The organism is Streptomyces sp. NPDC088254 (assembly GCF_044740925.1).
Lineage (GTDB): Bacteria > Actinomycetota > Actinomycetes > Streptomycetales > Streptomycetaceae > Streptomyces.
In genome coordinates, this window is the sequence record NZ_JBIURQ010000014.1 from 234107 (window position 1) to 259149 (window position 25043).

23 protein-coding genes and 1 pseudogene are annotated in these 25043 nt (G+C 71.5%); 11 read left to right on the forward strand and 13 right to left on the reverse strand.

Annotation, left to right across the window (positions count from 1 at the left end; translation table 11 throughout):
- Positions 1 to 31 precede the first annotated feature (31 nt).
- On the reverse strand, positions 32 to 1453 hold the full coding sequence (locus tag ACIOC0_RS35225; RefSeq protein ID WP_402160100.1) for an MFS transporter: 1422 nt from the start codon (positions 1451 to 1453) through the stop codon (positions 32 to 34).
- Positions 1454 to 1650: 197 nt separating this feature from the next.
- Positions 1651 to 2451 (reverse strand): sugar phosphate isomerase/epimerase family protein, encoded by an 801-nt coding sequence (locus ACIOC0_RS35230; protein ID WP_402160102.1) that lies wholly within the window; start codon positions 2449 to 2451, stop codon positions 1651 to 1653.
- 60 nt (positions 2452 to 2511) lie between these two features.
- Between ACIOC0_RS35230 and ACIOC0_RS35235 the strand changes: the two genes are divergently transcribed.
- Positions 2512 to 3162: an ArsR/SmtB family transcription factor gene (locus ACIOC0_RS35235; protein ID WP_402160105.1), complete on the forward strand. Its 651-nt coding sequence runs from the start codon at positions 2512 to 2514 to the stop codon at positions 3160 to 3162.
- Positions 3163 to 3173: 11 nt separating this feature from the next.
- Entirely contained in the window at positions 3174 to 3377 is a 204-nt protein-coding gene (locus ACIOC0_RS35240; protein ID WP_402160108.1) for a hypothetical protein, read from the forward strand.
- Between the two features lie 247 nt (positions 3378 to 3624).
- Here ACIOC0_RS35240 and ACIOC0_RS35245 read toward each other — a convergent pair whose 3' ends face one another.
- Positions 3625 to 4671 carry a LacI family DNA-binding transcriptional regulator gene (locus tag ACIOC0_RS35245; protein WP_402160111.1) on the reverse strand — a complete coding sequence of 349 codons (1047 nt, stop codon included), beginning with the start codon at positions 4669 to 4671 and terminating at the stop codon, positions 3625 to 3627.
- 308 nt (positions 4672 to 4979) lie between these two features.
- On the opposite strand from ACIOC0_RS35245, the gene ACIOC0_RS35250 reads away from it, so the two are divergent.
- Genes ACIOC0_RS35250 through ACIOC0_RS35260 form a run of 3 tightly spaced genes read left to right on the forward strand, consistent with a single transcriptional unit; the run spans position 4980 to position 8121 of the window.
- Positions 4980 to 6137: a Gfo/Idh/MocA family protein gene (locus ACIOC0_RS35250; protein WP_402160114.1), complete on the forward strand. Its 1158-nt coding sequence runs from the start codon at positions 4980 to 4982 to the stop codon at positions 6135 to 6137.
- Positions 6134 to 7285, forward strand: a complete 1152-nt coding sequence (locus ACIOC0_RS35255) for a dihydrodipicolinate synthase family protein (protein WP_402160117.1) — start codon at positions 6134 to 6136, stop codon at positions 7283 to 7285. Before ACIOC0_RS35250 ends, ACIOC0_RS35255 begins: the two co-directional genes overlap by 4 nt.
- A gap of 35 nt (positions 7286 to 7320) precedes the next feature.
- Positions 7321 to 8121, forward strand: coding sequence for a sugar phosphate isomerase/epimerase family protein (locus ACIOC0_RS35260; protein ID WP_402160284.1), 801 nt, complete (start codon positions 7321 to 7323; stop codon positions 8119 to 8121).
- Positions 8122 to 8354: 233 nt separating this feature from the next.
- Here ACIOC0_RS35260 and ACIOC0_RS35265 read toward each other — a convergent pair.
- The 3 genes and pseudogenes from ACIOC0_RS35265 to ACIOC0_RS35275 form a co-directional block, all read right to left on the reverse strand.
- Positions 8355 to 8543: pseudogene (locus ACIOC0_RS35265) on the reverse strand (IS701 family transposase); the annotation flags it as partial.
- Between the two features lie 294 nt (positions 8544 to 8837).
- The gene (locus tag ACIOC0_RS35270) at positions 8838 to 9098 is read right to left on the reverse strand and encodes a hypothetical protein (protein WP_402160119.1); all 261 of its coding nucleotides are present in this window, start codon (positions 9096 to 9098) and stop codon (positions 8838 to 8840) included.
- Positions 9095 to 9316 carry a hypothetical protein gene (locus ACIOC0_RS35275; protein WP_402160121.1) on the reverse strand — a complete coding sequence of 74 codons (222 nt, stop codon included), beginning with the start codon at positions 9314 to 9316 and terminating at the stop codon, positions 9095 to 9097. Before ACIOC0_RS35275 ends, ACIOC0_RS35270 begins: the two co-directional genes overlap by 4 nt.
- A gap of 164 nt (positions 9317 to 9480) precedes the next feature.
- Here ACIOC0_RS35275 and ACIOC0_RS35280 point away from each other — a divergent pair, with 164 nt between their 5' ends.
- The 3 genes from ACIOC0_RS35280 to ACIOC0_RS35290 all read left to right on the forward strand — a co-directional run bounded on the left by ACIOC0_RS35280 (position 9481) and on the right by ACIOC0_RS35290 (position 10941).
- Positions 9481 to 9738, forward strand: a complete 258-nt coding sequence (locus ACIOC0_RS35280) for a GntR family transcriptional regulator (protein ID WP_402160123.1) — start codon at positions 9481 to 9483, stop codon at positions 9736 to 9738.
- A gap of 367 nt (positions 9739 to 10105) precedes the next feature.
- Positions 10106 to 10585 carry a hypothetical protein gene (locus tag ACIOC0_RS35285; RefSeq protein ID WP_402160126.1) on the forward strand — a complete coding sequence of 160 codons (480 nt, stop codon included), beginning with the start codon at positions 10106 to 10108 and terminating at the stop codon, positions 10583 to 10585.
- Complete coding sequence (locus ACIOC0_RS35290; protein WP_402160128.1) at positions 10582 to 10941, forward strand: hypothetical protein; 360 nt, start codon at positions 10582 to 10584, stop codon at positions 10939 to 10941. The genes ACIOC0_RS35285 and ACIOC0_RS35290 overlap by 4 nt, the downstream gene beginning before the upstream one ends.
- A gap of 202 nt (positions 10942 to 11143) precedes the next feature.
- On the opposite strand, the gene rbsD is transcribed toward ACIOC0_RS35290, so the two are convergent.
- The 5 genes from rbsD to ACIOC0_RS35315 all read right to left on the reverse strand — a co-directional run bounded on the left by rbsD (position 11144) and on the right by ACIOC0_RS35315 (position 17049).
- Positions 11144 to 11533, reverse strand: a complete 390-nt coding sequence (gene rbsD, locus ACIOC0_RS35295; protein ID WP_402160131.1) for a D-ribose pyranase — start codon at positions 11531 to 11533, stop codon at positions 11144 to 11146.
- Positions 11530 to 12432, reverse strand: a complete 903-nt coding sequence (locus ACIOC0_RS35300; RefSeq protein ID WP_402160134.1) for a ribokinase — start codon at positions 12430 to 12432, stop codon at positions 11530 to 11532. Before ACIOC0_RS35300 ends, rbsD begins: the two co-directional genes overlap by 4 nt.
- 66 nt (positions 12433 to 12498) lie before the next feature.
- Entirely contained in the window at positions 12499 to 14448 is a 1950-nt protein-coding gene (locus ACIOC0_RS35305) for a substrate-binding domain-containing protein (protein WP_402160137.1), read from the reverse strand.
- Positions 14438 to 16012, reverse strand: a complete 1575-nt coding sequence (locus ACIOC0_RS35310; RefSeq protein WP_402160140.1) for a sugar ABC transporter ATP-binding protein — start codon at positions 16010 to 16012, stop codon at positions 14438 to 14440. Before ACIOC0_RS35310 ends, ACIOC0_RS35305 begins: the two co-directional genes overlap by 11 nt.
- Entirely contained in the window at positions 16009 to 17049 is a 1041-nt protein-coding gene (locus ACIOC0_RS35315; protein ID WP_402160143.1) for a LacI family DNA-binding transcriptional regulator, read from the reverse strand. The genes ACIOC0_RS35310 and ACIOC0_RS35315 overlap by 4 nt, the downstream gene beginning before the upstream one ends.
- A gap of 217 nt (positions 17050 to 17266) precedes the next feature.
- Here ACIOC0_RS35315 and ACIOC0_RS35320 point away from each other — a divergent pair, with 217 nt between their 5' ends.
- The 3 genes from ACIOC0_RS35320 (at position 17267) to ACIOC0_RS35330 (ending at position 21467) form a co-directional block, all read left to right on the forward strand.
- Entirely contained in the window at positions 17267 to 17590 is a 324-nt protein-coding gene (locus tag ACIOC0_RS35320) for a hypothetical protein (RefSeq protein WP_130436680.1), read from the forward strand.
- Positions 17591 to 17651: 61 nt separating this feature from the next.
- Positions 17652 to 19907, forward strand: coding sequence for an ATP-dependent RecD-like DNA helicase (locus ACIOC0_RS35325; protein ID WP_402160147.1), 2256 nt, complete (start codon positions 17652 to 17654; stop codon positions 19905 to 19907).
- Between the two features lie 261 nt (positions 19908 to 20168).
- Positions 20169 to 21467: a citrate synthase gene (locus tag ACIOC0_RS35330; RefSeq protein ID WP_130436682.1), complete on the forward strand. Its 1299-nt coding sequence runs from the start codon at positions 20169 to 20171 to the stop codon at positions 21465 to 21467.
- A gap of 829 nt (positions 21468 to 22296) precedes the next feature.
- Here ACIOC0_RS35330 and ACIOC0_RS35335 read toward each other — a convergent pair.
- Together ACIOC0_RS35335 and ACIOC0_RS35340 are read right to left on the reverse strand one after the other, a co-directional pair.
- Positions 22297 to 24573, reverse strand: a complete 2277-nt coding sequence (locus tag ACIOC0_RS35335; RefSeq protein WP_402160149.1) for a heavy metal translocating P-type ATPase — start codon at positions 24571 to 24573, stop codon at positions 22297 to 22299.
- A gap of 184 nt (positions 24574 to 24757) precedes the next feature.
- Complete coding sequence (locus ACIOC0_RS35340) at positions 24758 to 24997, reverse strand: heavy-metal-associated domain-containing protein (protein ID WP_402160152.1); 240 nt, start codon at positions 24995 to 24997, stop codon at positions 24758 to 24760.
- Positions 24998 to 25043 lie beyond the last annotated feature (46 nt).

The following is a 25043-nucleotide window of genomic DNA, read 5'->3' on the forward strand; positions in this document are numbered from 1 at the left end:
CGGGCCTGCGTCGAGATCCCCAGGGACAGGCTCAGGGGCCGGCCGGGGCTGCGGCCGGCGGCCCTTCGGGCTCCTGAGCGGCGCCGCCGGGCGAGGCCGGCTCCGGCGGGGCCGAGGGCGGGGCGGCGAGTCGTGGCGGGGGCTCGTGCGACGGACCGGCGGCTCCGCGCGGCGGAACCTCCCTCGGCGGCAGTCGATCCAGCGCGCCCCTCCTCGACCGCACTCTCCCGGACGTGGCCCTGCCCCGTAGTTCGGGGGTCATGGCGGCCACCGCCGTCACCGCGACGAGGCACAGCAGGCCGCCGCCGACCAGGGCGGTCGCGCCCGAGGTCCAGCCGGCCACGAGACCGCCGCGCAGACTGCCGAGGTGCGGGCCCGCCTGGCCGACGACGGTTTCGGCCGCCGTCACCCGGCCCAGCAGGGAGTCCGGAGTCCGGGTCTGCACGATCGTCGTACGGGACAGCACGGCCACCGCGTCCGCCGCCCCGGCCAGGACGAGCATCCCGAGGCAGGCCCACGCGTTCGGCATCAGCCCGAACAGGGCCAGGGCCACGCCCCAGGTGGCGGAGGCGCACAGCATCACCGGCCCCGGACGGGCGAGCCGCGTGACGGGCCCCGAGAACGCGGTCGCCGCCACCCCGCCCACCGCGAGCGCCGACAGGAACAGGCCCAGGGTGTGCGGATCACCGCCGAAGCGTTCCGCGTTGACCAGCGGGAACAGACTGGTCGGCATCGCCAGCACGGTCGCGGCGAGGTCGGTCAGCAGGGCGCCGCGCACCACCCGATGCCCTGTCAGGAAGCGCAGTCCGTCGAGGACGCCGTGCAGGCCCGGGCGGGACCTCTCGCCCTCGGGCGGCAGCGCGGGCAGGCCGAACGCGCCGTGGAAGGCGAGGCCGAAGCTGAGGGCGTCCAGCAGATAGCAGACGCCGATGCCCCACCACCCGAGAACGACGCCGGCGACGGCCGGGCCGAGCAGCATCATCGCCTGGCCCGTGACCTGGTTCAGCGCCAGCCCCGCGGCCACCTGGTCCCCGGGCAGCAGTCGCGGCACGAACACGCCCGCCGCCGGCGCCCCCACCGCCCCGAACGACGCCTGCACCGCGACCAGCGCCAGCACGACGGGCACCGGCACGTGTCCCGTGAAGCCCTGCACCGCCAGCAGCACGGAACAGGCGGCCTGTCCGACCGTCGCCATCAGATACACCCGGCGCCGGTCGGCCCGGTCCACCCACGCCCCCGCGAACAGCCCGACGCCGACCATCGGCACCGCCTGCGCCAGTCCGACCGCCCCGCTCCAGAACGCGCTGTGGGTCACGTCCCACACCTGGAACATCACGGTGACCATGGTCATGAAGCCGCCGAGCGTGGACACCGTGCGCCCGATCAGCAGCCGCCGGAAGACGGGGGAGGTGCGAAGGGGGCGGACGTCGAGGAGGGCACGGCCGAGACTCATGACGCCGGCGGCGCGACGGGCGGCGCGGGACGCGCGGAGGGCTGAGGCACGGCGCGGACGTTAATCCGCGCCGCCACCGCCCCGCCAGCCGATTAACGGCCGACTCGCAGGCCCCTACGGCCGGGTCGCCCTACGGCCGGGTTGCCTTACGGTCGGGTTGCCTTACGGTCCGGTCGGGTTGCCCTGTGGCCGGCCGCTCACGCCGACTCGTTCAACAGCCGCCCCAGATGCCGCCGGCCGGCCTCCAGCAGCCCTTCCAGCGGTTCGGCGGCCTCGTACCACCGCTTCTCGTACTCCCAGCACAGCCAGCCGTCCCAGCCGTGCCGGGAGAGGACCTCCACGCACTCGGCGAGCGGCAGCACGCCCGCGCCCAGCGCCGACGGGGTGGTGTCCTCGGTCGAGGCGATGTCCTTGACCTGGACGTAGCCGAGATACGGCGAGAGAGCCGCGTACGTCTCCAACGGCTGCTCGCCGCTCCGCCAGGGGTGCATCACGTCCCACACCGCGCCCACCTGCCGGTGCCCGACCAGGCCGAGTACGCGCGTGGCGTCGGCGCCGGTGGGATGCGAGTCGTGGGTCTCCAGCAGGATCCGTACGCCGAGGTCGGTGGCGAACTCGGCGGCCACCCCGAGTCGGCGGGCGGCGACGGCGTCCGCCTCGGCGGGGGACTGCCCGTCGGCGCCGCCCGGGAAGACCCGGACATAGGGCGCGCCCAGGTCGCGGGCCAGCTCGGCCAGGTCGCGGATTTCCTCGATGACGGCGTCGTCGTCACCCGGCGCGGCCACGCGCGCGTACCCCGCGACGGCGAGGAGCTCGACCCCGGAGGCCTTGAACGTGGCCGCGACCTCGGCCCGTTGGTCCGCCGGGAGGCCGGGATGCACCGGCTCCTCCGGGTGGGCGCGCAACTCGACGCCGTGATAGCCGTGCGCGGACGCGAGCCGCAGCACCTCGTCGATCGACTGTCCGGGGACACCGAGGGTGGAGAAGGCGAACTTCATAGTGATCGACCCTACTCCACGGGCTTGCAAAGATCTCTTTGCAAAGCTATCTTTGTAGCCATGGACGAGCCCCAGACGCCCTCGGGTCCGCAAGGCCCCCAGGGCCCGCCGATCCGCAGTCTCGACGCGCGCTCGCTGCGCGGGCTCGCGCATCCGCTGCGCATGCGGCTGCTCAACGAGCTACGGCACGAAGGGCCGGCGACCGCATCCCAACTCGCCTCCAAACTGGGCGAGTCCAGCGGAGCAACCAGCTACCACCTGCGTCAGCTCGCCGCACACGGCTTCGTCGAGGACGCGCCGGAGCGGGGCAAGGGGCGCGAGCGGTGGTGGAAGTCGGTCCACGGGGGCGTGAGCTTCGACGGCGGGCTGCTGGAGGACCAGGATCCCGAAGTCCGGGGCGCCGCCGACCTGTTCCTGCACGAGGTGGCCAACCACCACACCCGGGAGCTGGCGACCTGGCTCGGCACCCGGCACGAGTGGTCCGAGGAGTGGAACCGTTCCTCGGACATGAGCGACTGGACGTTGAACCTGACGCCAGGTCAAGCCCTGGAACTCATCGGCGAGATGCACGAACTCGTGGGCCGCTACCGTGCGTCGGCCCTCGGCGACGGCGCCTCCCCGGGCGCGGAGCGGGTCCGCGTCCACACGCACGTGATCCCCACCCGCACGGACCGAACGGACCCGACCGACCCCACGAACCCCTCGGACTGAGAGGCCGCCCGATGCACCCCGAGATCCACCTCGCCCTGCACCGCGCCCACACCGCCGCACTCCGCGCCGACGCCGACGCCCACCGCCTCGCGGCGGCGGCCCGCCGACGCCGCGACGTACGCACCCGCCTCGGCTGGACCCTCGTCGAACTCGGCCTCCGCCTGGCGGCCGTCCCCCGGCCGACGACGATCGCACTCCCCGGGGCCCTCCGCTGACAACACCGGCGCCGCCGGGTACGCCGGCCCGCCGGCGGCGCGGTTCCCCACGCCGCGCTGCCGTCCCGGCGGTTCCCAAGTCCCGTCGGCCAGCCCCAAGGCACCCCGAGGCAGCTCTCCGTCAGCCCTGCGGCACCCGAAGGGGCCCACCACCAGCCGCGCGACACCTCGACGGAGCCCTCGGCCAGCCCTGCGGCACGCCGAAAGATCCCTCCGTCAGTCCTGCGGGCCCCCGAAGGAGCCCCCCTCAGCCCCGCGGCACCCCGGAGGAGCCCCGCACCATCAGCTCCCCCCGGACCGTGGTGATCCCGCCCGGCGGGGGCTCCTCGCGGCCCATGGCGATGCGGCCGGCCCGTGCCCCCGCCTCGGCCAGGGGCAGTCGTACCGTCGTCAGGGAAGGCACCGCGTCGATGCTGAAGGGGAGGTCGTCGAAGCCGGCGACCGAGACGTCCTCCGGGATGCGCAGTCCCGACTCGCGCAGCGCGGCGCACGCGCCCAGGGCGACGGAGTCGTTCGCGGCGACGACCGCCGTCAGGGACGGGTCGCGGCGCAGCAGTTCCAGCGTCGCCTCGTAGCCGGACTGCCGGTCGTAGCGCCCGTACACCGTGCGCCGGGGGTCGTCCTCGATCCCGGCCGCTTCGAGCGCGGCCCGGTGACCCTCCAGCCGGTGCCGGGTCGTGGTCCGCTCTTCCGGCCCCGCGATGTAGCCGAGGTGGCGGTGGCCGAGCCCTATCAGGTGCTCGGTCAGTTCCCGGCCCCCGCCCCGGTTGTCGAAGGTCAGCGCGATCGCGCCGGTGTCGTCGGCGGGCGGGCGCCCGCACAGCACGACCCGCGTCCCCGCCTCCGCCAGCTTGCGCAGCTTCGCCGCCACCGCCGAGGCGTGCGGCTCGTGCTCCACGGCGCCACCGGTCAGCACCACGGCCGCCGCCCGCTGCCGCTGCAACAGGGTCAGATACGTCAGCTCCCGCTCGGGAGAGCCCCCCGTGTTGCACACCACCGCCAGCCGCTCACCGCCGGCTCTGCCGCCCGGCCCCCCGATCTCCGACTGGATCGCGCTCGCCATGATCCCGAAGAAGGGGTCGGCGATGTCGTTGACCAGGATGCCCACCAGGTCGCTGGTCGCGGCCGCCAGCGCGCTCGCCGGCCCGTTCAGCACGTAGTCCAGCTCGTCCACCGCCCGCAGCACCCGTTCCCGGGTGGTTGCGGCCACGGGGTAGTTCCCGTTCAGCACGCGCGACACCGTCGCGGGGGAGACCTGCGCGCGGGCCGCCACGTCCGCCAGGGTCACCGTCATCTCGTCGTCCTCCGGTCGCGCATCTCGTCGTATCCGTCGTTCGCCCACGTGGACAGCCATGCAGGGGGCATGGTTCCCGGGCGTGCCGAGCAGACCTTACGGCCAGGAGCCCCCTTTGTTCGCCCCCTCGAACAACTCGGGATGGACACGGTCTTGTCCGGACCAGTGGTCAGAGGCTAGCTTCTCATCAGATAGAAAGCGCTTGCTGCATCGCTGATCAGGACAGGGCGTCGGCGCAGCGCTCATCCGCGACAAGCCGCGTACGAGACGAGCACAGCGCCGCCTACGACGCCTATGAAGGGACCGACGTGACACGCAAGACGGTGCGTATCGCCATGAACGGCGTGACCGGACGCATGGGCTACCGACAGCACCTGGTCCGCTCCATCCTGGCCCTGCGCGAACAGGGCGGACTCGACCTCGGCGACGGCACCGTGCTGTGGCCGGAACCCGTCCTCGTCGGCCGCCGCGAGCACGCCCTGAAGGCGCTCGCCGAGCAGCACGGCCTGGGCCTGGACAACATCTCGACGGACGTGGACGCGGTCCTCGCCGACGACAGCGTGGACATCTACTTCGACGCCCAGGTGACCTCCGCCCGCGAGGGGGCGATCAAGAAGGCGATCGCCGCAGGCAAGCACATCTACACCGAGAAGCCGACCGCCACCGGCCTCGAAGGCGCGCTGGAGCTCGCCCGCCTGGCCGACGCGGCGGGCGTCAAGCACGGCGTCGTCCAGGACAAGCTCTTCCTCCCCGGCCTGCTCAAGCTCAAGCGCCTCATCGACGGCGGCTTCTTCGGCCGGATCCTGTCGATCCGCGGCGAGTTCGGCTACTGGGTCTTCGAGGGCGACTGGCAGACCGCGCAGCGCCCCTCCTGGAACTACCGTGCCGAGGACGGCGGCGGCATCGTCGTCGACATGTTCCCGCACTGGGAGTACGTGCTCCACGAGCTGTTCGGCCGCGTGAAGTCCGTCCAGGCCCTCACCGCCACCCACATCCCGCAGCGCTGGGACGAGAACGACAAGCCGTACGACGCCACCGCCGACGACGCCGCCTACGGCATCTTCGAGCTGGAGGGCGGCGCGATCGCCCAGATCAACTCCTCCTGGGCCGTCCGCGTCAACCGCGACGAGCTGGTGGAGTTCCAGGTGGACGGCACCGAGGGCTCCGCCGTCGCCGGTCTGCGCAACTGCCGTGTCCAGCACCGCAGTTCCACCCCCAAGCCGGTGTGGAACCCGGACATCCCGACCACCGAGGTGTTCCGCGACCAGTGGCAGGAGGTCCCGGACAACCAGGTGTTCGACAACGGCTTCAAGGCCCAGTGGGAGCTGTTCCTCAAGCACGTCTACGCCGACGCCCCCTACCAGTGGGACCTGCTGGCCGGCGCCCGCGGCGTCCAGCTCGCCGAGCTGGGCCTGAAGTCCTCGGCCGAGGGCCGCCGCCTCGACGTCCCGGAGATCTCCCTGTGACCATCCGACTCCCGGACACGTCAGGCGCGTTGCGGACGTACGAACCCCGCACCGAGCCCCTCGCCCTCACCCCGGGCGCCCCCCTCGCCTCCCGTACGGTGTTCTCGGCGGCGCACGTCGTCGCCGACCCCTTCGCGGACGTTTCGCCCGACTCGGCCGCCGCCGTCGACTGGGACGCCACCCTCGCCTTCCGCCGCCATCTGTGGTCCCACGGCCTGGGCGTCGCCGAGGCGATGGACACCGCCCAGCGCGGCATGGGCCTGGACTGGGCCGGCGCGGCGGAGCTGATCCGCCGCAGCGCGGCCGAGGCCAAGGCGGTCGGCGGACGCATCGCCTGCGGCGTCGGCACCGACCAGCTCACCGCCGGCACGCTCGCCGAGATCCGCTCCGCCTACGAGGAGCAGCTCGCCCTCGTCGAGGCCTCCGGCGCCCAGGCCATCCTGATGGCCTCCCGCGCGCTGGCCGCCGCCGCCCGGGGACCCGAGGACTACGTGGAGGTCTACGGGCACCTCCTCCGCCAGGCCTCCGAGCCGGTGGTCCTGCACTGGCTGGGCCCGATGTTCGACCCGGCCCTCGAGGGCTACTGGGGCTCCGCCGACCTGGACGCGGCGACCGACACTTTCCTCGAGGTCATCGCCGCCCACCCGGACAAGGTCGACGGCATCAAGGTCTCCCTCCTGGAGGCGCAGCGCGAGATCGACATCCGCCGCCGGCTCCCGCAGGGCGTCCGCTGCTACACGGGCGACGACTTCAACTATCCCGAGCTGATCGCGGGCGACGAGCAGGGCTTCAGCCACGCCCTGCTCGGTATCTTCGACCCGCTGGGGCCGCTGGCCGCCGAGGCCGTCCGGGTCCTGGACACCGGCGACACGGCGGGCTTCCGGGCCCTGCTCGACCCCACCGTCGAGCTGTCCCGCCACCTCTTTCAGGCGCCCACCCGCTTCTACAAGACGGGCGTGGTCTTCCTGGCCTGGCTGGCCGGCCACCAGTCGCACTTCACGATGGTCGGCGGCCTCCAGTCGGCCCGCTCCCTGCCGCACTTCGCCCGCGCCTACGAAGTCGCCGACGGGCTGGGCCTGTTCCCCGACCCGAAGCTGGCCGAGGAGCGGATGAAGAACCTGCTCGCCCTGTATGGAGTCACCCAGTGAGCAACCCGGACCTGAGCCGCTTCTCCATCAACCAGATGACGGTGAAGCAGCTGTCGCTGCCCGAACTCGTCGACGCCTGCCGCGACCTGGGCGTCGTCAACGTCGGCCTGTGGCGCGAGCCGGTCCAGGAGCACGGTCTGGAGGCGACGGCGAAGCTCGTCCGCGACGCGGGCCTGACGGTGACGACGCTGTGCCGGGGCGGCTTCCTCACGGCGATCGACCCGGACGCGCGGACGGCCGCCCTGGCCGACAACCGCCGGGCCGTCGACGAGGCCGCCGCCCTCGGCACGGACACCCTGGTCCTGGTCTCGGGCGGCCTCCCGCCCGGCTCGAAAGACCTGCGCGGCGCCCGCGAGCGCATCGCGGACGCGCTGGCCGAACTGGGCCCGTACGCCGAGGACCACGGCGTACGGCTGGCGATCGAGCCGCTGCACCCGATGTACGCCTCCGACCGCTGTGTGGTCTCCACCCTCGCCCAGGCCCTGGACCTCGCGGAACGCTTCCCCGCGCACCAGGTCGGCGTCACGGTGGACACGTACCACATCTGGTGGGACGACCAGGCGCCCGCGCAGATCGCCCGCGCGGGCGCCGGCGGCCGCATCCACTCCTTCCAGCTCGCCGACTGGACCACCCCGCTGCCCGAGGGCGTCCTCACCGGCCGCGGCCAGATCGGCGACGGCGCGATCGACATGCGCGAGTGGCAGGGCCACGTGGAGGCGGCCGGCTACACCGCCCCGATCGAGGTCGAACTCTTCAACGACGTCCTGTGGTCCCGCGACGGCCACGAGGTACTCGCGGAGACGGCGGCGCGGTTCGTGGAGCACGTGGACCGCTGACATCGTCGAGGGGTGGGCGGGCATCCGTGTGGACGCCCGCCCACCCCCCGTCATGTCGTCACTCGAACATGCCGGGCTGGTAGTCACCGGCGGGCTGCTGGAGATCGAGTACCACTACCTAGTAGGGCTTGGTCAGGTCCGTATCGGTGTGTGTATGTCGCGGTGGCAGGTGGGGCAGGCGCCGGCCCAGGCGGCGAGAAGGGTCTGGAATTCTCGGACGACTTGGTAGAGGCTCAGTCCTGCGCCACGTCTTTTGGGTCTCGTGCCAGTCGTTGCAGCGTGCAGAAGGCGTGGGCGGCCGATACGAGGGTGACGTGGTGGTGCCAGCCGCCCCAGGTGCGGCCTTCGAAGTGGGCCAGGCCCAGTGCCTGTTTCATCTCGCAATAGTCGTGTTCGATGCGCCAGCGGAGCTCCGAGGGCCGGGGTCGCGCCGCCGGTCTCGTCGACGCTGAGGGAGCCGCTCTGTCGGCCGGCGGTTGCGAGATTGTGGGCGTCCCGGTCCTCACGGCAGGGCTGGCCGAGGCATTCGCGGGGTTGCTGCAGTGCTGGACTGGACGCACCCCCGCCGCCCCCGGTGTCAGACCCGTGGGACGCCCTGTGACCCCGGGCCGCGGCGATCGCGCCTGATCGCCGTGTGAACGACCCGAGGCCGGCCTCCGCAGCACTCCGGAGGCCGGCCTGTCGGGGGAGGCGAGGCCCGGACTCCCCGCTCTACGTCACCGTTCCCTGTCCGCCGCCATGATGCCCACGCATTCCTCCAGCGCCGCGTGGAGCGACGGTACGAAGGCGGCGAGTTCGGTGTCCGACGACCTGCCTCTCTCCAGTACGGCCCCGACGACCGTCACCAGGACCGCGGCGGCCTTGAGGGCGTGCACGTCGGCCAGTTCCTCCAGTACACCGCCGGGGCGCGCGACCACGAACGCCTCCTTGCCGGTGGCGGGGTCGACGCCGACGCTGCGAAAGCTCCGCGCGCTCATGCGGCGGCCTCCGCCGTGACATGGCACTGGCCCAGAGCCGCGAGGTACGGCCGCACCAGGGGCAGACCGTCGGCGAGGATCACGTCCGCGGGGCGGAGTCGTCCCCGAGGCGCGGGGGCGGGCCACTGGGTGAAGGGGGTCGAGGGCGGGGCGAGGGCGCGGTGCGCTCCGCGCGGCGGCAGGAAGAGGGTGAGGATGGCGGCCAGTAGGCTGCGCACAGGTCGACTCCGTTTCAGTCGGCTGAGCCCCGGCGTGAAGCTTTCACCTTCCCGCCGGGGCGTCTTCGTTTCCGGGACTGTATCGCGAGGAGGGTAGTGGTGGGTAGTGGTTGATAGTAGTGATGGGTAATGCGTGGTGGAAGGCGGCGGCGTACGGTCGACGGGTGGACAAGATCAGCCCCGACTCGCCGCACTATGTCTATGAACAGCTCGCCGCGATCATCGAGCGGAAGATCCGTTCCGGTGAGTACCCGCCGGGCACGCGGCTGCCGGGCGAACTGACCATGACGCACGAGCACAAAGTCGGACCTGGCACAGTCCGTCGCGCTCTGGACATCCTGCGGGACAGAGGACTCGTGGTGACGGTTCGCGCTCGGGGATCGTTCGTCTCCGACCCCCTCCCTCCGGAAAATCGCCCGTAGGTCGGTGCAACTGGCTGTCATCGTCTGACTCGCGACGACTGGAACGGCACCTCGCCGCGTTGTCGGCGCCCACGTTCTTGTTGGCGTTGTCCTGCTGTTCGGTGTCGCCGGTGGCGAACGCGGTGTCCATGCCGTCCTGGCCTTCGAGGATCGCGCCGAGCGACTCGTTCGACGCTGCGGTGATCTCGTCCGCGCGCGTCAGGAGGCGAACGCGACCTTGCCGGAACCGTGAACTGCATGTTGACGCAACGCGGTTGCCCGTGCCATGACGCGCTTCGGACTCGTTCACGACAATGTCCCACTCGCGCTCCCCGACCACTCGTTCGGGTAATGGCGGAGGCGTGAATTTCGAAGTAGTTTCAAAGCCATGGGTACCGAGAGTGCGGCTGTGAACTTCTCCGAGCTCGTGAACAAGAACAAGCAGACGTTGGCGCGGCTCCAGAAGTCACCGAGATTGCTCCTGCATCGCAGAGACGGCGAGGACCTGGTCCTCACCACCGCGGCGCGAGCCGAGCAGGATCAGACCGTGGTGTCGGCAGCCACCCGGATGCTGACTGCGATGGCGCGCCGTGAACCTGGAAGCATGGAGCTGCTCCTCGACATACTGCCGGACGCGTTTCCATGGGTCCGCTTTCTGCCTGAGCCGGATCTCCATGCTTTCGCCGTCGACCTGGTCGAGACCATGCGTGCCGCTGATTCGCTCGGCAACAGCGCCTCCGTCGCCCAGCTGCTCATCGCGTGGCAGCACACCGCCGAGGTGTACTCCGATCCCGAGCTGCTGGCCGCACTGACCCGCGATCACGGCGAGGACTACGGTCCGGCGCCAGACCCGCGGGACGTCGCGTGACCCCGGGCCGCGGCGACCGCGCCGCACCACCGGCGCCAGAAGGCCACTGGGAAGTCCGCTTCGCGGACGCGGCCTCCGCCAAGGGATGGGAGAACCTCGCCCGACAAGCCCGCGAGAACACCTACCGCGCCTGGATCACCATGCGCACCGACCCGAGGCCGGCCGCCGAGACACCCCGGCACCATCGACTCAAGGGCTGTCTCGCGCACGGTACGCATCGGGGACAGCCCTGCGAGCAGTGGCAGATCGAGGTGACCGGCGGCGGCCGTGTCTGGTACCTCCTCGACATGACCCGTGGCACCTGCTGGATCACGTTCGCGGGCACGGGGCACCCGCGAGCCACGGATCGAAGCTGATCGTCCTTTGCCCCTGCCCGCCCCACCCCACCGGAAAATCACCCGTAGCCCGAGCAACCCTCTCCGCCCCCGGTGTGTCGTACAAGGTGTCAGGGCTCTGGAGGGGGATCCGGGGGGATTGCGGGGGTCTTGGCCTCGGGAGGGGAACGCCGAGGGGCCCGGTCGACGGACCGGGCCCCTCTGAGCTTCCTGCAGCGCCCCCTCAGAAGAACACCCCGCACCGCAGCAGCACATTCGCGTACGGTCGCGCCTCGCCCGTGCGCACGACCAGACGGGCCCGCGCCGACAGTTCCTTCAGCTTCTCGTGCGGGACCAGGGCCAGCCCGGGGAAGTGCCCGTCCAGCAGCGCCGAAGCCGCCGGGTTGGCCCGGCGCACTTCGCTCGCCGCCGTCGCCCCCTCCACGACCAGCTCGTCGAGCAGACCCTCCAGCACCTCCGCGAAAGACGGCACCCCCGCCCGGAACGCGAGGTCCACCACGCGCGGCCCGTCCGGTATCGGCATGCCGGCGTCGCACACCAGCACCCCGTGCCCGTGCCCCAACTCCGCCAGCGCGCCCGCCAGATGACGATTGAGGATCCCCGCCTTCCTCACAGCGCGGCCACCTCCTGCGCCGTCGGGAACGACTCCTGCGCGCCCCGCCGGGTGACCGCCGCCGCCCCGACCCGCGCCGCGTACGCCGCCGCCTCCGCCAACGACGAGCCCGTCCCCAGCTTCCAGGCCAGCGCCGCCGTGAAGGAGTCGCCCGCGCCCGTCGTGTCCACCGCGTCCACCGGCACCGACGCCACCCGGACCACGCCCTCGGCCGAGGCCGCCAGCGCGCCGTCCGCGCCCAGCGTCACGACCACCGAGCGCGGCCCCTTCGCCAGCAGGATGCGCGCCCAGTCCTCGGGCTCGTCGCCCACCGCCGCGTCCCCGAGGATCACCCTCGCCTCGTGCTCGTTGACGATCAGCGGATCGCAGGCCGCCAGCACCTCGGCGGGCAGCGGGCGCGGCGGGGAGGGGTTGAGGACGAAGCGGCTGCCGGGTGCGAGACAGCGCACGACCTCCGCGACCGTCTCCAGCGGGATCTCCAGCTGCGCCGACACCACCCGCGAGGCGTGGAAGAGACCGGCCGCCGCCCGCACGTCCTGCGGCGTCAGCCGGCCGTTCGCGCCCGGCGACACCACGATGCTGTTGTCACCCGACGGGTCCACCGTGATCAGCGCGACCCCGGTCGGCGCCCCGCCCACCAGCAGGCCCACCGTGTCCACCCCGGCCGCCCGCTGCGCGTCCAGCAGCAGCCGCCCGTGCGCGTCGTCGCCGACCCTGGCCAGCAGCGCCGTACGGGCGCCCAGACGGGCCGCCGCCACCGCCTGGTTGGCGCCCTTGCCGCCCGGATGGACGGACAGGTCGGAGCCGAGGACCGTCTCCCCGGCCCCCGGCCGCCGTTCGACGCCGATCACCAGGTCGGCGTTGGCCGACCCCACGACCAGGAGGTCGTAGTCGTTCATGAAGAAACTCCCCTGAAGCGTGGCCGGGGCGGGCGGCCGTGGTGACCGCCCGCCCGCGTGCCGGTGTCAGCCGCTGAACCCGGCCACGTTCTGCTTGGTGACCACCTTCACCGGCACCTTCACCGTCTGCTCGACCTTCTCGCCGCGCAGCGCCTTGAGCGCGTTGTCCACGGCGATCCGGCCCAGCTGCGACGGCTGCTGCGCGACCGACGCGTACAGCGTCCCTTCTTCAACGGCCTTCAGCCCGTCCGGAGTTCCGTCGAAGCCGACGACCTGAACCGACGTGCCGGCCTTGGCGCCCAGCGCCTTGATCGCGCCGAGCGCCATCTCGTCGTTGGCGGCGATGACGCCCTGCACGTCCGGGTGGGCCTGGAGCAGGTTCGACATCACGTCGAGTCCCTTGGTGCGGTCGAAGTCGGCCGGCTGCTGAGCCAGGAGCTGGATGCCGGGGAAGGCCTTCAGCCCCTTGGCGAACCCTTCCGCCCGCTCCCGGGCGGCCGACGTGCCCGCCTGCCCCTGAAGGATCACGATCTTGCCGCTGCCGCCCAGCTTCTCGGCGACCGTCTTCGCTGCCAGCTCGCCGCCGGCGACGTTGTCGGAGGCCACGAGCGCCTCCGTGGTCGCCTTGTTGACGCCGCGGTCGACCGCGATCACCGGGATGTCCGCCTTGCCGGCGGACCGCACCGACGGTCCCGCCGCGTCCGAGTCCACCGGGTTGACGATGATCGAGTCCACGCCGGAACTGGTGAAGTTCTGCAGCTGGTTGGCCTGCTGCGACGCGTCGTTCTGCGCGTCGGTGACGGTCAGGTCCACGCCCAGCTTCTTCGCCTCGGCCTTCGCGCCGGACTGGATCTGCACGAAGAACGGGTTGTTGAGGGTGGACAGCGCCAGCCCGACCCTGGGGTTCGCCGTCGCGGGGGAACCGCCATGCAGGAACGAGGTCGCGCCGACGATCGCCACGGTGACCACGGCCGCGAGGCCGTACGTCGCCGCCTGCCTGCCCTTGCCGCCGCCGGCCCCGGCGGCCACCGGGGTCGCCCCGGCCTTGCGGCGCACCGTGTCCAGCAGCACCGCCAGCGCGATGACGACGCCGATGACGACCTGCTGCCAGAACGCCGACACGCTCAGCAGGTTGAGCCCGTTGCGCAGCACCGCGAGGATCAGCGCGCCGATCAGGGTGCCGGAGGCCTTACCCGTACCACCCGCGAGGGAGGCGCCGCCGATGACGACGGCGGCGATCGCGTCCAGTTCGTAGCCGTCGGCGGCCTGTGGCTGAGCCGAGGACAGCCGGGAGGCGAGCACGACGCCCGCGGCGGCGGCGAACACGCCGGACAGGGCGTAGATGGCGAGCTTCTGCTTCTTCACCCGCAGCCCCGACAGCCGGGCCGCCTCCTCGTTGCCCCCGATGGCGTACATCGAACGGCCTATGTAGGTACGGCCGAGCACGAACGCCGCGACCAGACCCATGACGATCATGACCAGCACCGGCACGGGCAGCCAGCCGCCCAGCGTGTCGCCGAGGTGCGAGACGGAGTCGGGGAAGGCGATCGGGGAGCCCTCGGAGATCACCAGCGACAGTCCGCGCGCCACCGACAGCATCGCCAGCGTGGCGATGAACGGCGGGAGTTTGCCGTACGCGATGAGGAACCCGTTCACCAGACCGCACACGACGCCGGTGACGACGGCCAGCGCGACGGCGATCGCCACGGGCACGCCCTGCTGGGTGGCGCTCCACGCCAGCACGGTCGCCGACAGGGCCGCGACCGATCCGACCGACAGGTCGATGCCCGCCGAGACGATCACGAAGGTCACGCCGAAGGCGAGGATGGCGGTCACGGCCGCCTGGACGCCCACGTTCAGCAGGTTGTCCGTGGTGAGGAAGTCGCCCGACAGCGCCGACATGGCGACGACGAGGACGATGAGCGCGGTGAGCGCGCCGTTGTCGAGGAGCAGACGGCGGACCGCCGCGGCGCCGCCAGCGGCGCCCGTGGTGCTCTTGAGCGTGTCAGCGGCCACGGCCGGCCTCCACTTCAGTCGTAGGGGTAGTAGGGGTACCAGGGGTCGTACGGGTGTCGGCGGCGTCCTCGCCGCCGGGGGTGCTCACCGCGAGGGCCATCACCGCGTCCTGGGTCGCCTCGCCGGCCGGCAGTTCCCCGGCGATCCGGCCCTGGGCCATCACCAGCACCCGGTCGCTCATGCCGAGCACCTCGGGCAGGTCGCTGGAGATCATCAGAACGGCGGCCCCGGCGGCCGTCAGCTCGTTGATCAGCTGGTAGATCTCGACCTTCGCGCCCACGTCGATGCCGCGCGTCGGCTCGTCGAGGATCAGCACCCGGCTCTTCGCGAGCAGCCACTTGCCGATGACGACCTTCTGCTGGTTGCCGCCGGACAGGGTGCGCACATGCTGGCCGAGGCCCGCCATCCGCACGCCGAGCTGCCGGGCGATCCGGTCGGCGGCCTCGTGCTGCCCCTTGAGGTCGACGAGCCCCACGCGCGTGGCCGCCCTCAGGGTCACCAGACCGAGGTTCTCCTCCACCGAGGCGTCCAGCACCAGCCCCTGGCCCTTGCGGTCCTCCGGTACGAGACCGATCCCGGCCGCCATGGCCGCGTTCACGTCATGACGCCTCAGCGCGGCGCCCCCGACCCGTACGGCTCCCCGGTCGTAGGGGTCCGCCCCGAAGACGGCCCGTACGACCTCGGTACGACCGGCGCCGACGAGCCCGGCGACGCCGACGACCTCACCGGCGTGCACCTCGAAGCTGACGTCGTGGAAGACGCCGTCGCGGGTGAGCCCCTCCACCGTCAGCAGGGCCTCGCCGGCGCCGGGGCACTCGCGCGGGTACTGCTGCTCGATGGAGCGGCCCACCATGAGCCGGACGAGTTCGTCCTCGGGGGTGGAGGCGGGCACCTGGCCGACGCTCCTGCCGTCGCGGATGACGGTGACGCGGTCGCCGAGGGCGGCGATCTCCTCCAGGTGGTGCGTGATGAACACGACGCCCACGCCGTCCTCGCGCAGCCTGCGCACGATCGCGAAGAGCTTGTCGACCTCCTCGGAGGTGAGCACGGCGGTCGGCTCGTCCATGATCAGCACGCGCGCGTCCAGGCTCAGCGCCTTCGCGATCTCGACCATCTGGAGCCGGGCGATGCCCAGTTCACGCACCCGCGCGCGGGGCGACACCTGGACGCCGACGCGCTCCAGCAGGACGGCCGCCTCGGCCTCCATCCGCCGCCGGTCGATCATCCCGAAGCGGCGCGGCTGCCGTCCCAGGAAGATGTTCTCGGCGACCGTCAGGTCGGGGACGAGGTTGAACTCCTGGTAGATGGTGGCGATCCCGAGGCGTTCGGCGTCCTGCGCGCCCTGGATGCGCACCTCCTCGCCGCCGGCCAGGATCCGCCCGGCGTCGGGCGTGTAGGCGCCAGAGAGCATCTTGATGAGGGTGCTCTTGCCCGCGCCGTTCTCGCCGAGCAGCACATGCACCTCGCCCCGCCGGAGGTCGAAGTCGACGCCGTCGAGCGCGACCACACCGGGAAAGGTCTTGCGTATGCCTTCGATGCGCAGCAACTCGTCCGGGTTGCTCACGACGTACTCCTTCGTACGGGGGACTGTGCGGGGGACTGCGAGGGGCCCGTCTCGCCGCACGAGCGGCGTACGACGAGCCGGGCGGTGAGGGTGACGGACAGCGGGGGCCGCCCCTCGATACGGTCGACGAGCGCGCGCACGGCGGCCCGGCCCAGTTCGCCGGTGGGCTGGGCGATGGCGGTGATGGGCGGATCGGTGTGCACGAACCAGCGGATGTCGTCGAAGGCCGCCAGCGCGATGTCGTCCGGGACGCGCAGTCCACGCGCGCGTACGGCGTCCAGCGCGCCCAGCACCATCAGGTTGTCGGCGGCGAAGACGACCTCGGGCGGCTCGGGCAGGTCGAGGAAGCCCTCGGTGACCCGCCGTCCGCTCTCGGCCTGGAAGTCGCCCTGCCCTATGTAGGCGTCGGGCAGCGGGAGTCCGTATTCGGCCATGGCGGCCCGAAAGGCCTCGACGCGTTCGCTGCCGGTGGTGGTGGCGGCCGGGCCCGCGATGATGGCGAGCCTGCGGTGCCCCAGGCCGTGCAGGTGTGCGACCAGGTCCCGAACGGCCTCCCGGCCGTCCGCGCGCACCACGGGCACGTCGACGCCCGGGATCCACCGGTCGACGAACACCATCGGCGTCCCCGCGCGCGCGGCGTCCAGCATCAGCGGGGAGCCGCCGTCGGTGGGGGAGACGAGCAGGCCGTCGATGCGGCGGTCGAGCAGGTTGCGGACGTGGTGGTCCTGGAGGTCGGGCTGCTCGTCGGCGTTGCCGATGACGACGCTGTAGCCGAGGGCGCGGGCCTCCTCCTCGACGGAGCGGGCCAGTTCGGTGAAGTACGGGTTGAGCACGTCGCTGATGACCAGGCCGAGGGTGTGGGTCTGGTCGGTGCGCAGCGACCGGGCGACGGCGTTGGGGCGGTAGCCCAGCGTCTGGACGGCGGCCAGCACGCGCGTGCGTGCGTCGGCGCTGACGGACGGGTGGTCGTTCAGGACGCGCGACACCGTGGCGACGGAGACCCCCGCCTCGGCGGCGACGTCCTTGATGCTCGCCATCGCCGGTCCACCTCCTCGTGGAACTTGATGCAGTCGTGGAATCGATTACATCGACGTGTGCGGATGATTGGAATCGATTACATGCAGGGAATCAAGACCTCGGAGTGGCCGAAATCGAACCGTGATGAACCCCGAAGGCGTACACGCCCGGGTTCTAGGCTGCCCCTGTCCGACGCGGGTGGCATGCCCGCGCCAATCCACAGGGGAGCAATCAGCTATGCGCGCAGCTCGGATACTCGGGGTGGCCGTGGGAGCCGCCGGCCTGGTCGGGACCTCGTTCGTCGTCGCCGGCCCGGCGGCCGCGGCGGGGTGCACCGCCAAGGCCCTGGAGACGGTGGTCATCCGGTCCACGACGAGCACCGGCGGCACGGCTCTCGCCCAGCTCAACAAGGGCCAGAGCGCGTCCGCGTCCTGCACCATGTACTACGGCAGCGCCTCGTACGAGAAGTGCGACATCGTCAGCAAGCGCTGGGTGAAGGTCACGAGAAGCGGCGTCACCGGGTACGTGGTCGGCACCTGTGTGACGATCACGGAGAACTGACCGGGCCGCCCGGCGCCGGCGGGCGACCCGCCCTGTCGGTGCCGGGCGGTACCGTCGGACCATGTCCGACAAGGCGGGGGCCTCCCAGGCGGCAGAGCGGCGACTGGCCACGCTCGAAGGCGTGCTCGAACGCATCACGTACGCCAACGAGGAGAACGGCTACACGGTCGCGCGCGTGGACACCGGCCGGGGAGCCGGCGACCTCCTCACGGTCGTCGGGGCTCTGCTCGGCGCGCAGGTGGGGGAGTTCCTGCGCATGGAGGGCCGCTGGGGCTCCCACCCGCAGTACGGCAAGCAGTTCACCGTCGAGAACTACACGACCGTCCTGCCCGCCACCGTCCAGGGCATCCGCCGTTACCTGGGATCCGGCCTGGTCAAAGGCATCGGCCCGGTGTTCGCCGACCGCATCACCCAGCACTTCGGCACCGACACCCTCAAGATCATCGAGGAGGAGCCGAAGCGCCTCGTCGAGGTGCCGGGGCTCGGCCCCAAGCGCACCAGGAAGATCGCCGACGCCTGGGAGGAGCAGAAGGCGATCAAGGAGGTCATGCTCTTCCTCCAGACCGTCGAGGTCTCCACCTCCATCGCGGTGCGCATCTACAAGAAGTACGGCGACGCCTCGATCTCCGTCGTGAAGAACCACCCCTACCGGCTTGCCGCCGACGTCTGGGGCATCGGCTTCCTCACCGCCGACAAGATCGCCCAGTCGGTCGGCATCCCGCACGACAGCCCCGAGCGCGTCAAGGCGGGCCTGCAGTACGCCCTTTCGCAGTCCGCCGACCAGGGCCACTGCTATCTGCCCGAGGAACGGCTCATCGCCGACGCGGTCAAGCTCCTCCAGGTCGACACCGGGCTCGTCATCGAGTGCCTCGCCGAGCTGTCCCAGCCGGACGAGGAATCCGGTGAACCCGGCGTCGTACGCGAGAAGGTGCCCGGCCCGGACGGCGGCGAAGAGGTCACCGCCGTCTACCTCGTCCCGTTCCACCGCGCCGAACTCTCCCTCTCCGCCCAGCTGTCACGCCTGCTGCGCACCGGCGAGGACCGGATGCCGGCCTTCGGCGAGGTGGACTGGGACAAGGCGCTGGCGTGGCTCAAGGGCCGCACGGGGGCCGACCTCGCTCCCGAGCAGGAGGCCGCCGTCCGGCTGGCGCTCACCGAGAAGGTCGCCGTGCTCACCGGCGGCCCCGGCTGCGGCAAGTCCTTCACCGTCCGCTCGGTCGTGGAGCTGGCCCGCGCGAAGAAGGCGAAGGTCGTGCTCGCCGCCCCGACCGGCCGCGCCGCCAAACGGCTGGCCGAGCTGACCGGCGCCGAGGCCTCCACCGTGCACCGCCTGCTGGAGCTCAAGCCCGGCGGCGACGCCGCCTACGACCGCGACCGCCCGCTCGACGCCGACCTGGTGGTCGTCGACGAGGCCTCGATGCTGGACCTGCTGCTCGCCAACAAGCTGGTGAAGGCCGTCCCGCCGGGCGCGCACCTGCTCTTCGTCGGCGACGTCGACCAGTTGCCCAGCGTCGGCGCGGGCGAGGTGCTGCGCGATCTGCTCGCCGAGGGAAGCCCCGTGCCCGCCGTGCGCCTCACGCGCGTGTTCCGCCAGGCCCAGCAGTCCGGCGTGGTGATCAACGCCCACCGGATCAACGCCGGGCAGCATCCGGTCACCGACGGCATGAAGGACTTCTTCCTCTTCGTCGAGGACGACACGGAGGAGGCCGGCCGGCTCACCGTGGACGTGGCCGCCCGCCGCATCCCGGCCAGGTTCGGGCTCGACCCGCGCCGGGACGTGCAGGTGCTGGCCCCCATGCACCGCGGCCCCGCCGGCGCCGGCGCCCTCAACGGCCTGCTCCAGCAGGCCATCACCCCGGGCCGTCCCGACGTGCCCGAGAAGCGGCTCGGCGGCCGGGTCTTCCGCGTCGGCGACAAGGTCACCCAGATCCGCAACAATTACGAGAAGGGGGAGAACGGTGTCTTCAACGGCACGGTGGGCGTGGTCACCGCGCTCGACCCGGTCGACCAGCGCCTCACGGTGGTGACGGACGAGGACGAGGAGGTGCCGTACGAGTTCGACGAACTGGACGAACTGGCCCACGCGTACGCGGTCACCATCCACCGTTCACAGGGAAGTGAATATCCCGCCGTGGTGATCCCCGTCACCACCGGGGCATGGATGATGCTGCAGCGGAACCTGCTGTACACGGCGGTGACCCGGGCCAAGCGGCTTGTCGTCCTCGTCGGTTCGCGCAAGGCGATCGGCCAGGCCGTGCGCACGGTGTCGGCGGGGCGGCGCTGCACGGCGCTCGACTTCCGTCTCGCGGGCTCCTGACCCCGCCTCAGAGCCCCCGGCAGGCCCTTGTCGAGGCCTCGGCGAAGGCCTGGTCAAAAATGATCGATCAAATGAGTCGTGAAGGTCACAGAGCACTTCCGCAAGCGTGACGCAGACGGCAGGATGAGCAAGTTGGCGGCACTGAGTGCCGTCGGCAAGCCCAATGGTCGACCCCGAGTGCACTCTCGTGCGCCAAATGGGGGATGGTAGAGACAGTCAGGGCAACCTCGAAGAAGAGGCACAACGTCGGTGAGGGATGACGTGAGCGAGCACACCAACAACGCTGTAGTACTGCGGTACGGCGACGGCGAGTACACCTACCCGGTGATCGACAGCACCGTCGGCGACAAGGGCTTCGACATCGGGAAGCTCCGCGCCCAGACCGGTCTGGTGACCCTGGACAGCGGATACGGCAACACCGCCGCCTATAAATCCGCCGTCACCTACCTCGACGGCGAAGCCGGCATCCTGCGGTACCGCGGCTACCCGATCGAGCAGCTGGCCGAGCGCTCCACGTTCCTGGAGGTGGCCTACCTGCTGATCAACGGTGAGCTGCCGACCGTCGACGAGCTCTCCCTGTTCAAGAACGACATCACGCAGCACACCCTGCTGCACGAGGACGTCAAGAACTTCTACCGCGGTTTCCCGCGCGACGCCCACCCGATGGCCATGCTGTCCTCGGTGGTCTCCGCGCTGTCCACGTTCTACCAGGACAGCCACAACCCGTTCGACGAGAAGCAGCGCAACCTCTCGACCATCCGGCTGCTCGCCAAGCTCCCGACGATCGCCGCGTACGCGTACAAGAAGTCGATCGGTCACCCGTTCGTCTACCCGCGCAACGACCTCGGCTACGTCGAGAACTTCCTGCGCATGACCTTCTCGGTCCCCGCGCAGGAGTACGAGCTCGACCCGGTCGTCGTCTCCGCCCTGGACAAGCTGCTCATCCTGCACGCTGACCACGAGCAGAACTGTTCGACCTCCACGGTCCGCCTGGTCGGCTCCTCGCAGGCGAACATGTTCGCCTCGATCTCCGCCGGCATCAACGCGCTCTGGGGCCCGCTGCACGGCGGCGCCAACCAGTCGGTGCTGGAGATGCTGGAGGGCATCCGCGACTCCGGTGGCGACGTCGACACCTTCATCCGCAAGGTGAAGAACAAGGAGGACGGCGTCCGCCTGATGGGCTTCGGCCACCGGGTCTACAAGAACTTCGACCCGCGCGCCAAGATCATCAAGGCCGCCGCGCACGACGTGCTGTCCGCCCTCGGCAAGTCCGACGAGCTGCTGGACATCGCGCTGAAGCTGGAGGAGCACGCGCTCTCCGACGACTACTTCGTCTCGCGCAGCCTCTACCCGAACGTCGACTTCTACACCGGCCTGATCTACCGGGCCATGGGCTTCCCGACCGAGATGTTCACGGTCCTGTTCGCCCTGGGCCGCCTCCCGGGCTGGATCGCCCAGTGGCACGAGATGATCAAGGAGCCCGGCTCCCGCATCGGCCGCCCGCGCCAGATCTACACCGGCGTGGTGGAGCGGGACTTCGTCCCGGTCGAGGAGCGCTGAGCCCTGCGGGGCTGAGCGGGGTGGTCTTGCCGGCCGGGGCTGCGAGGCTTCGGTCGGCGGTCGAACCGAGCGCTCTGCCGGAAGCGGCGTGAGCTGCCGTTGATCGGCCGCGGCGCCGTCGCGGCTTGTCGCGCAGTTCCCCGCGCCCCCAGGAGTGCTCTGATCGCGCAGTTCCTTGCGCCCCCAGGGGTGTTGCCGAACCGGAGTGAAGCAGGAGCCGTCCGTCAGGGCGGCTCCTTTGCGTGTCGGCGCATACAGAAGGCGCCCTGGTGCGCCGGTCCCCCCACGGGCCGACGACCAGGGCGCCTTCCCATGTCCCGGTGCGGATTCCCCCCACGGGATCCGGCCGGGCGCTTGTGAGGACACAGCGCCTGAATCGCTGATGCCGATATGCGGTTGTCATGCCGGCGGGAGTTGAGCAGAACGAGCAGAACTCGCCGTACTCCTGCCGTGTGCGGTCTGCCGGGACAACGCACGCTGGGAGGGCCGCTCAAAGCTTCCCGGTGTGCGTGCCCCGGCAACGCATCTCTGAGGAAGTCCCCCAAGACATCCCCAGATGTCAGGTCGCGCCCCCCAAGACGCTTGCTGACATCGTCAACTTAGACCGTCGAACCCCTTCGATGGTTACGTTCGCATCACTGTGATCTGTGTCTCTTGCGTATGTCCTGAAAGATGCGCAAGAGCCCGGATACAGCGATCGAGGCCCAAGCGTAAGGATGATGCGCGAGCCTTGTGAAGAGCTTATGTGAGGCTCGCGCCGGACTCCAGGGGGACTGTTGTTTCGAGTTGGCCTAACCGTGGGTAACTTGCGTCGCCGCCCCGGCCCGCGTCAGCGGAACGTCCGCAGCCGCAGGCTGTTCGTCACCACGAACACCGACGAGAAGGCCATCGCCGCCCCCGCCAGCATCGGGTTCAGCATTCCCGCCGCCGCCAGCGGCAGCGCGGCCACGTTGTAGCCGAAGGCCCACACCAGGTTCCCCTTGATCGTGGACAGGGTCCGCCGGGAGAGCCGGATGGCGTCCGCGGCGACCCGCAGGTCACCGCGGACCAGGGTCAGGTCGCCCGCCTCGATCGCCGCGTCCGTGCCCGTCCCCACGGCCAGTCCCAGATCGGCCGTGGCGAGCGCCGCCGCGTCGTTGACGCCGTCGCCGACCATCGCGACGACCCGCCCCTCACCTTGCAACCGCTCGACGACGGTGACCTTCTCCTCCGGCAGTACCTCGGCCACCACCTCGTCGATCCCGACCCGCGCGGCCACCGCCTCGGCCACAGCCCGGTTGTCGCCGGTCAGCAGCACCGGCGTGAGCCCCAGCGCGCGCAGCCGCCGTACCGCCTCCGCGCTGGTCTCCTTGACCGCGTCGGCGACCGCGAGCACCCCGCGCGGGGCCCCGTCCCAGCCGACGACGACCGCGGTACGTCCGCCCCGCTCGGCCTCGTCCTTGGCGCGGGCCAGCTCCGCCGGGAGACTTCCGGCGTGCTCGGCGAGCCGCCCCACGGCCACCTCGTGGCCCTCCACGCGCCCGCGTACGCCACGCCCGGGCACGTTCTCGAAGTGCTCGGCCGTCGGCAGCCGGCCGGCGCGTTCCTCCGCGCCCGCGGCCACCGCGCGGGCGACCGGGTGCTCGGAGGCGTGCTCCAGGGCGCCCGCGAGCCGCAGCACCTGCTTCTCGTCGACGCCCTCGGCGACGTACACCTCGTGGAGGGTCATCCGGCCGGTGGTCACCGTGCCCGTCTTGTCGAGGACGACGGTGTCCACGCGACGCGTGCTCTCCAGGACCTCCGGCCCCTTGATGAGGATGCCCAGCTGGGCGCCGCGCCCCGTCCCCACCAGCAGCGCGGTGGGCGTGGCGAGCCCCAGGGCGCACGGGCAGGCGATGATCAGCACCGCGACCGCCGCCGTGAACGCGGCCGCGGTGTCCCCCGTGAGCGCGATCCACGCCCCGAAGGTCGCCGCCGCGATCAGCAGCACCACTGGGACGAAGACCCCGGCGACCCGGTCGGCCAGCCGCTGCACCTCGGCCTTGCCGTTCTGCGCGTCCTCGACCAGCCGCGCCATCCGCGCGAGCCGGGTGTCGGCGCCGATCCGGGCGGCTTCGACGACGAGCCGCCCACCGGCGTTGACGGTGGCGCCGGTGACGACGTCGCCCGGTCCGACGTCCAACGGGACCGACTCGCCGGTCAGCATCGACGCGTCCACCGCGGACACGCCCTCGACGACGGTCCCGTCGGTGGCGATCTTCTCGCCGGGCCGTACGACGAACCGGTCCCCTACGGCCAGCCGGTCCACCGGGATCCGCACCTCGCGCCCGTCCCGCAGCACGGCGACGTCCTTGGCGCCCAGCTCCATCAGCGCCCGCAGCGCCGCTCCCGCGCGGCGCTTGGAGCGGGCCTCCAGATAGCGGCCCAGGAGGATGAAGGCGGTGACCCCGGCGGCGACCTCCAGATAGATCGCCGACGCGCCGTCCGTCCGCGAGACGGTCAGCTCGAAGGGGTGCCGCATGCCGTGCATGCCCGCGTCACCGAAGAACAGCGCCCACAGCGACCAGCCGAACGCGGCCAGCGTGCCGACGGAGACGAGCGTGTCCATGGTGAAGGCGCCGTGCCGAAGGTTCGTCCACGCCGAGCGGTGGAACGGCAGGGCGCCCCACACGACCACGGGCGAGGCCAGGGTCAGCGACAGCCACTGCCAGTTGTCGAACTGCAGCGCCGGGACCATCGCGAGCAGCACGACGGGCGCGGAGAGGAGGGCGGAGACGACGAGCCGGCCGCGCAGCGCGGCCAGTTCGGGGTCGGCCGGGGTCTCTTCCGCCTGTTCGGGGTCCGGGGCGGGGGGTGCGGGCTCCTCGGCGGTGTACCCGGTCTTCACGACGGTGGCGATCAGGTCGGCGACCTCGGTCCCGGCGGGGTAGGAGATCTTCGCCTTCTCCGTGGCGTAGTTGACCGTGGCGGTGACGCCGTCCATGCGGTTGAGCTTCTTCTCCACGCGGGCCGCGCAGGAGGCGCAGGTCATCCCGCCGATGAGCAGCTCGACCTCGGTGGTGCCGCCCGTGTCGGTCAGGGTGGCGGCGCCGGCTATCGGGGTCGCTGTGGCTGTGGTGCTGGACATGTCCGTACTCCAGAGAGCGAACGGGCCGTACGGACCCGGCGACGCGGTCGGTACGGCCTGATGCGGGGGAGGGCGAGGGCGGAGCGCCCGAGGCGGCCCGGGGGGCTCAATGAGCTCAAGGGGGGCTCGGGGTGTGGCGCCCGGGGGCGGGTGCCATGGGAACGGGTGCCCGGCGAGGGGTGTCTCAGGCGCGGCCGACCAGTTCGAAGCCCGCCTCGTCGACGGCGGCGCGCACGGCCTCCTCGTCCAGCGGCTCGGCGGAGACGACGGTGACCTCGCCGCTGGAGGCGACGGCCTGCACCGAGCTGACGCCGGGAAGCTCCGAGATCTCGCCGGAGACGGCGCCCTCGCAGTGGCCGCAGCTCATGCCGCTCACCTTGAAGACGGTGGTGAGGGAGCCCGGGGTGTCGGTGTGGGCGGTCATGTCGTTACTCCTCGTCGGGGCGTGGGACTGAGGGGGCCTGTGGGAG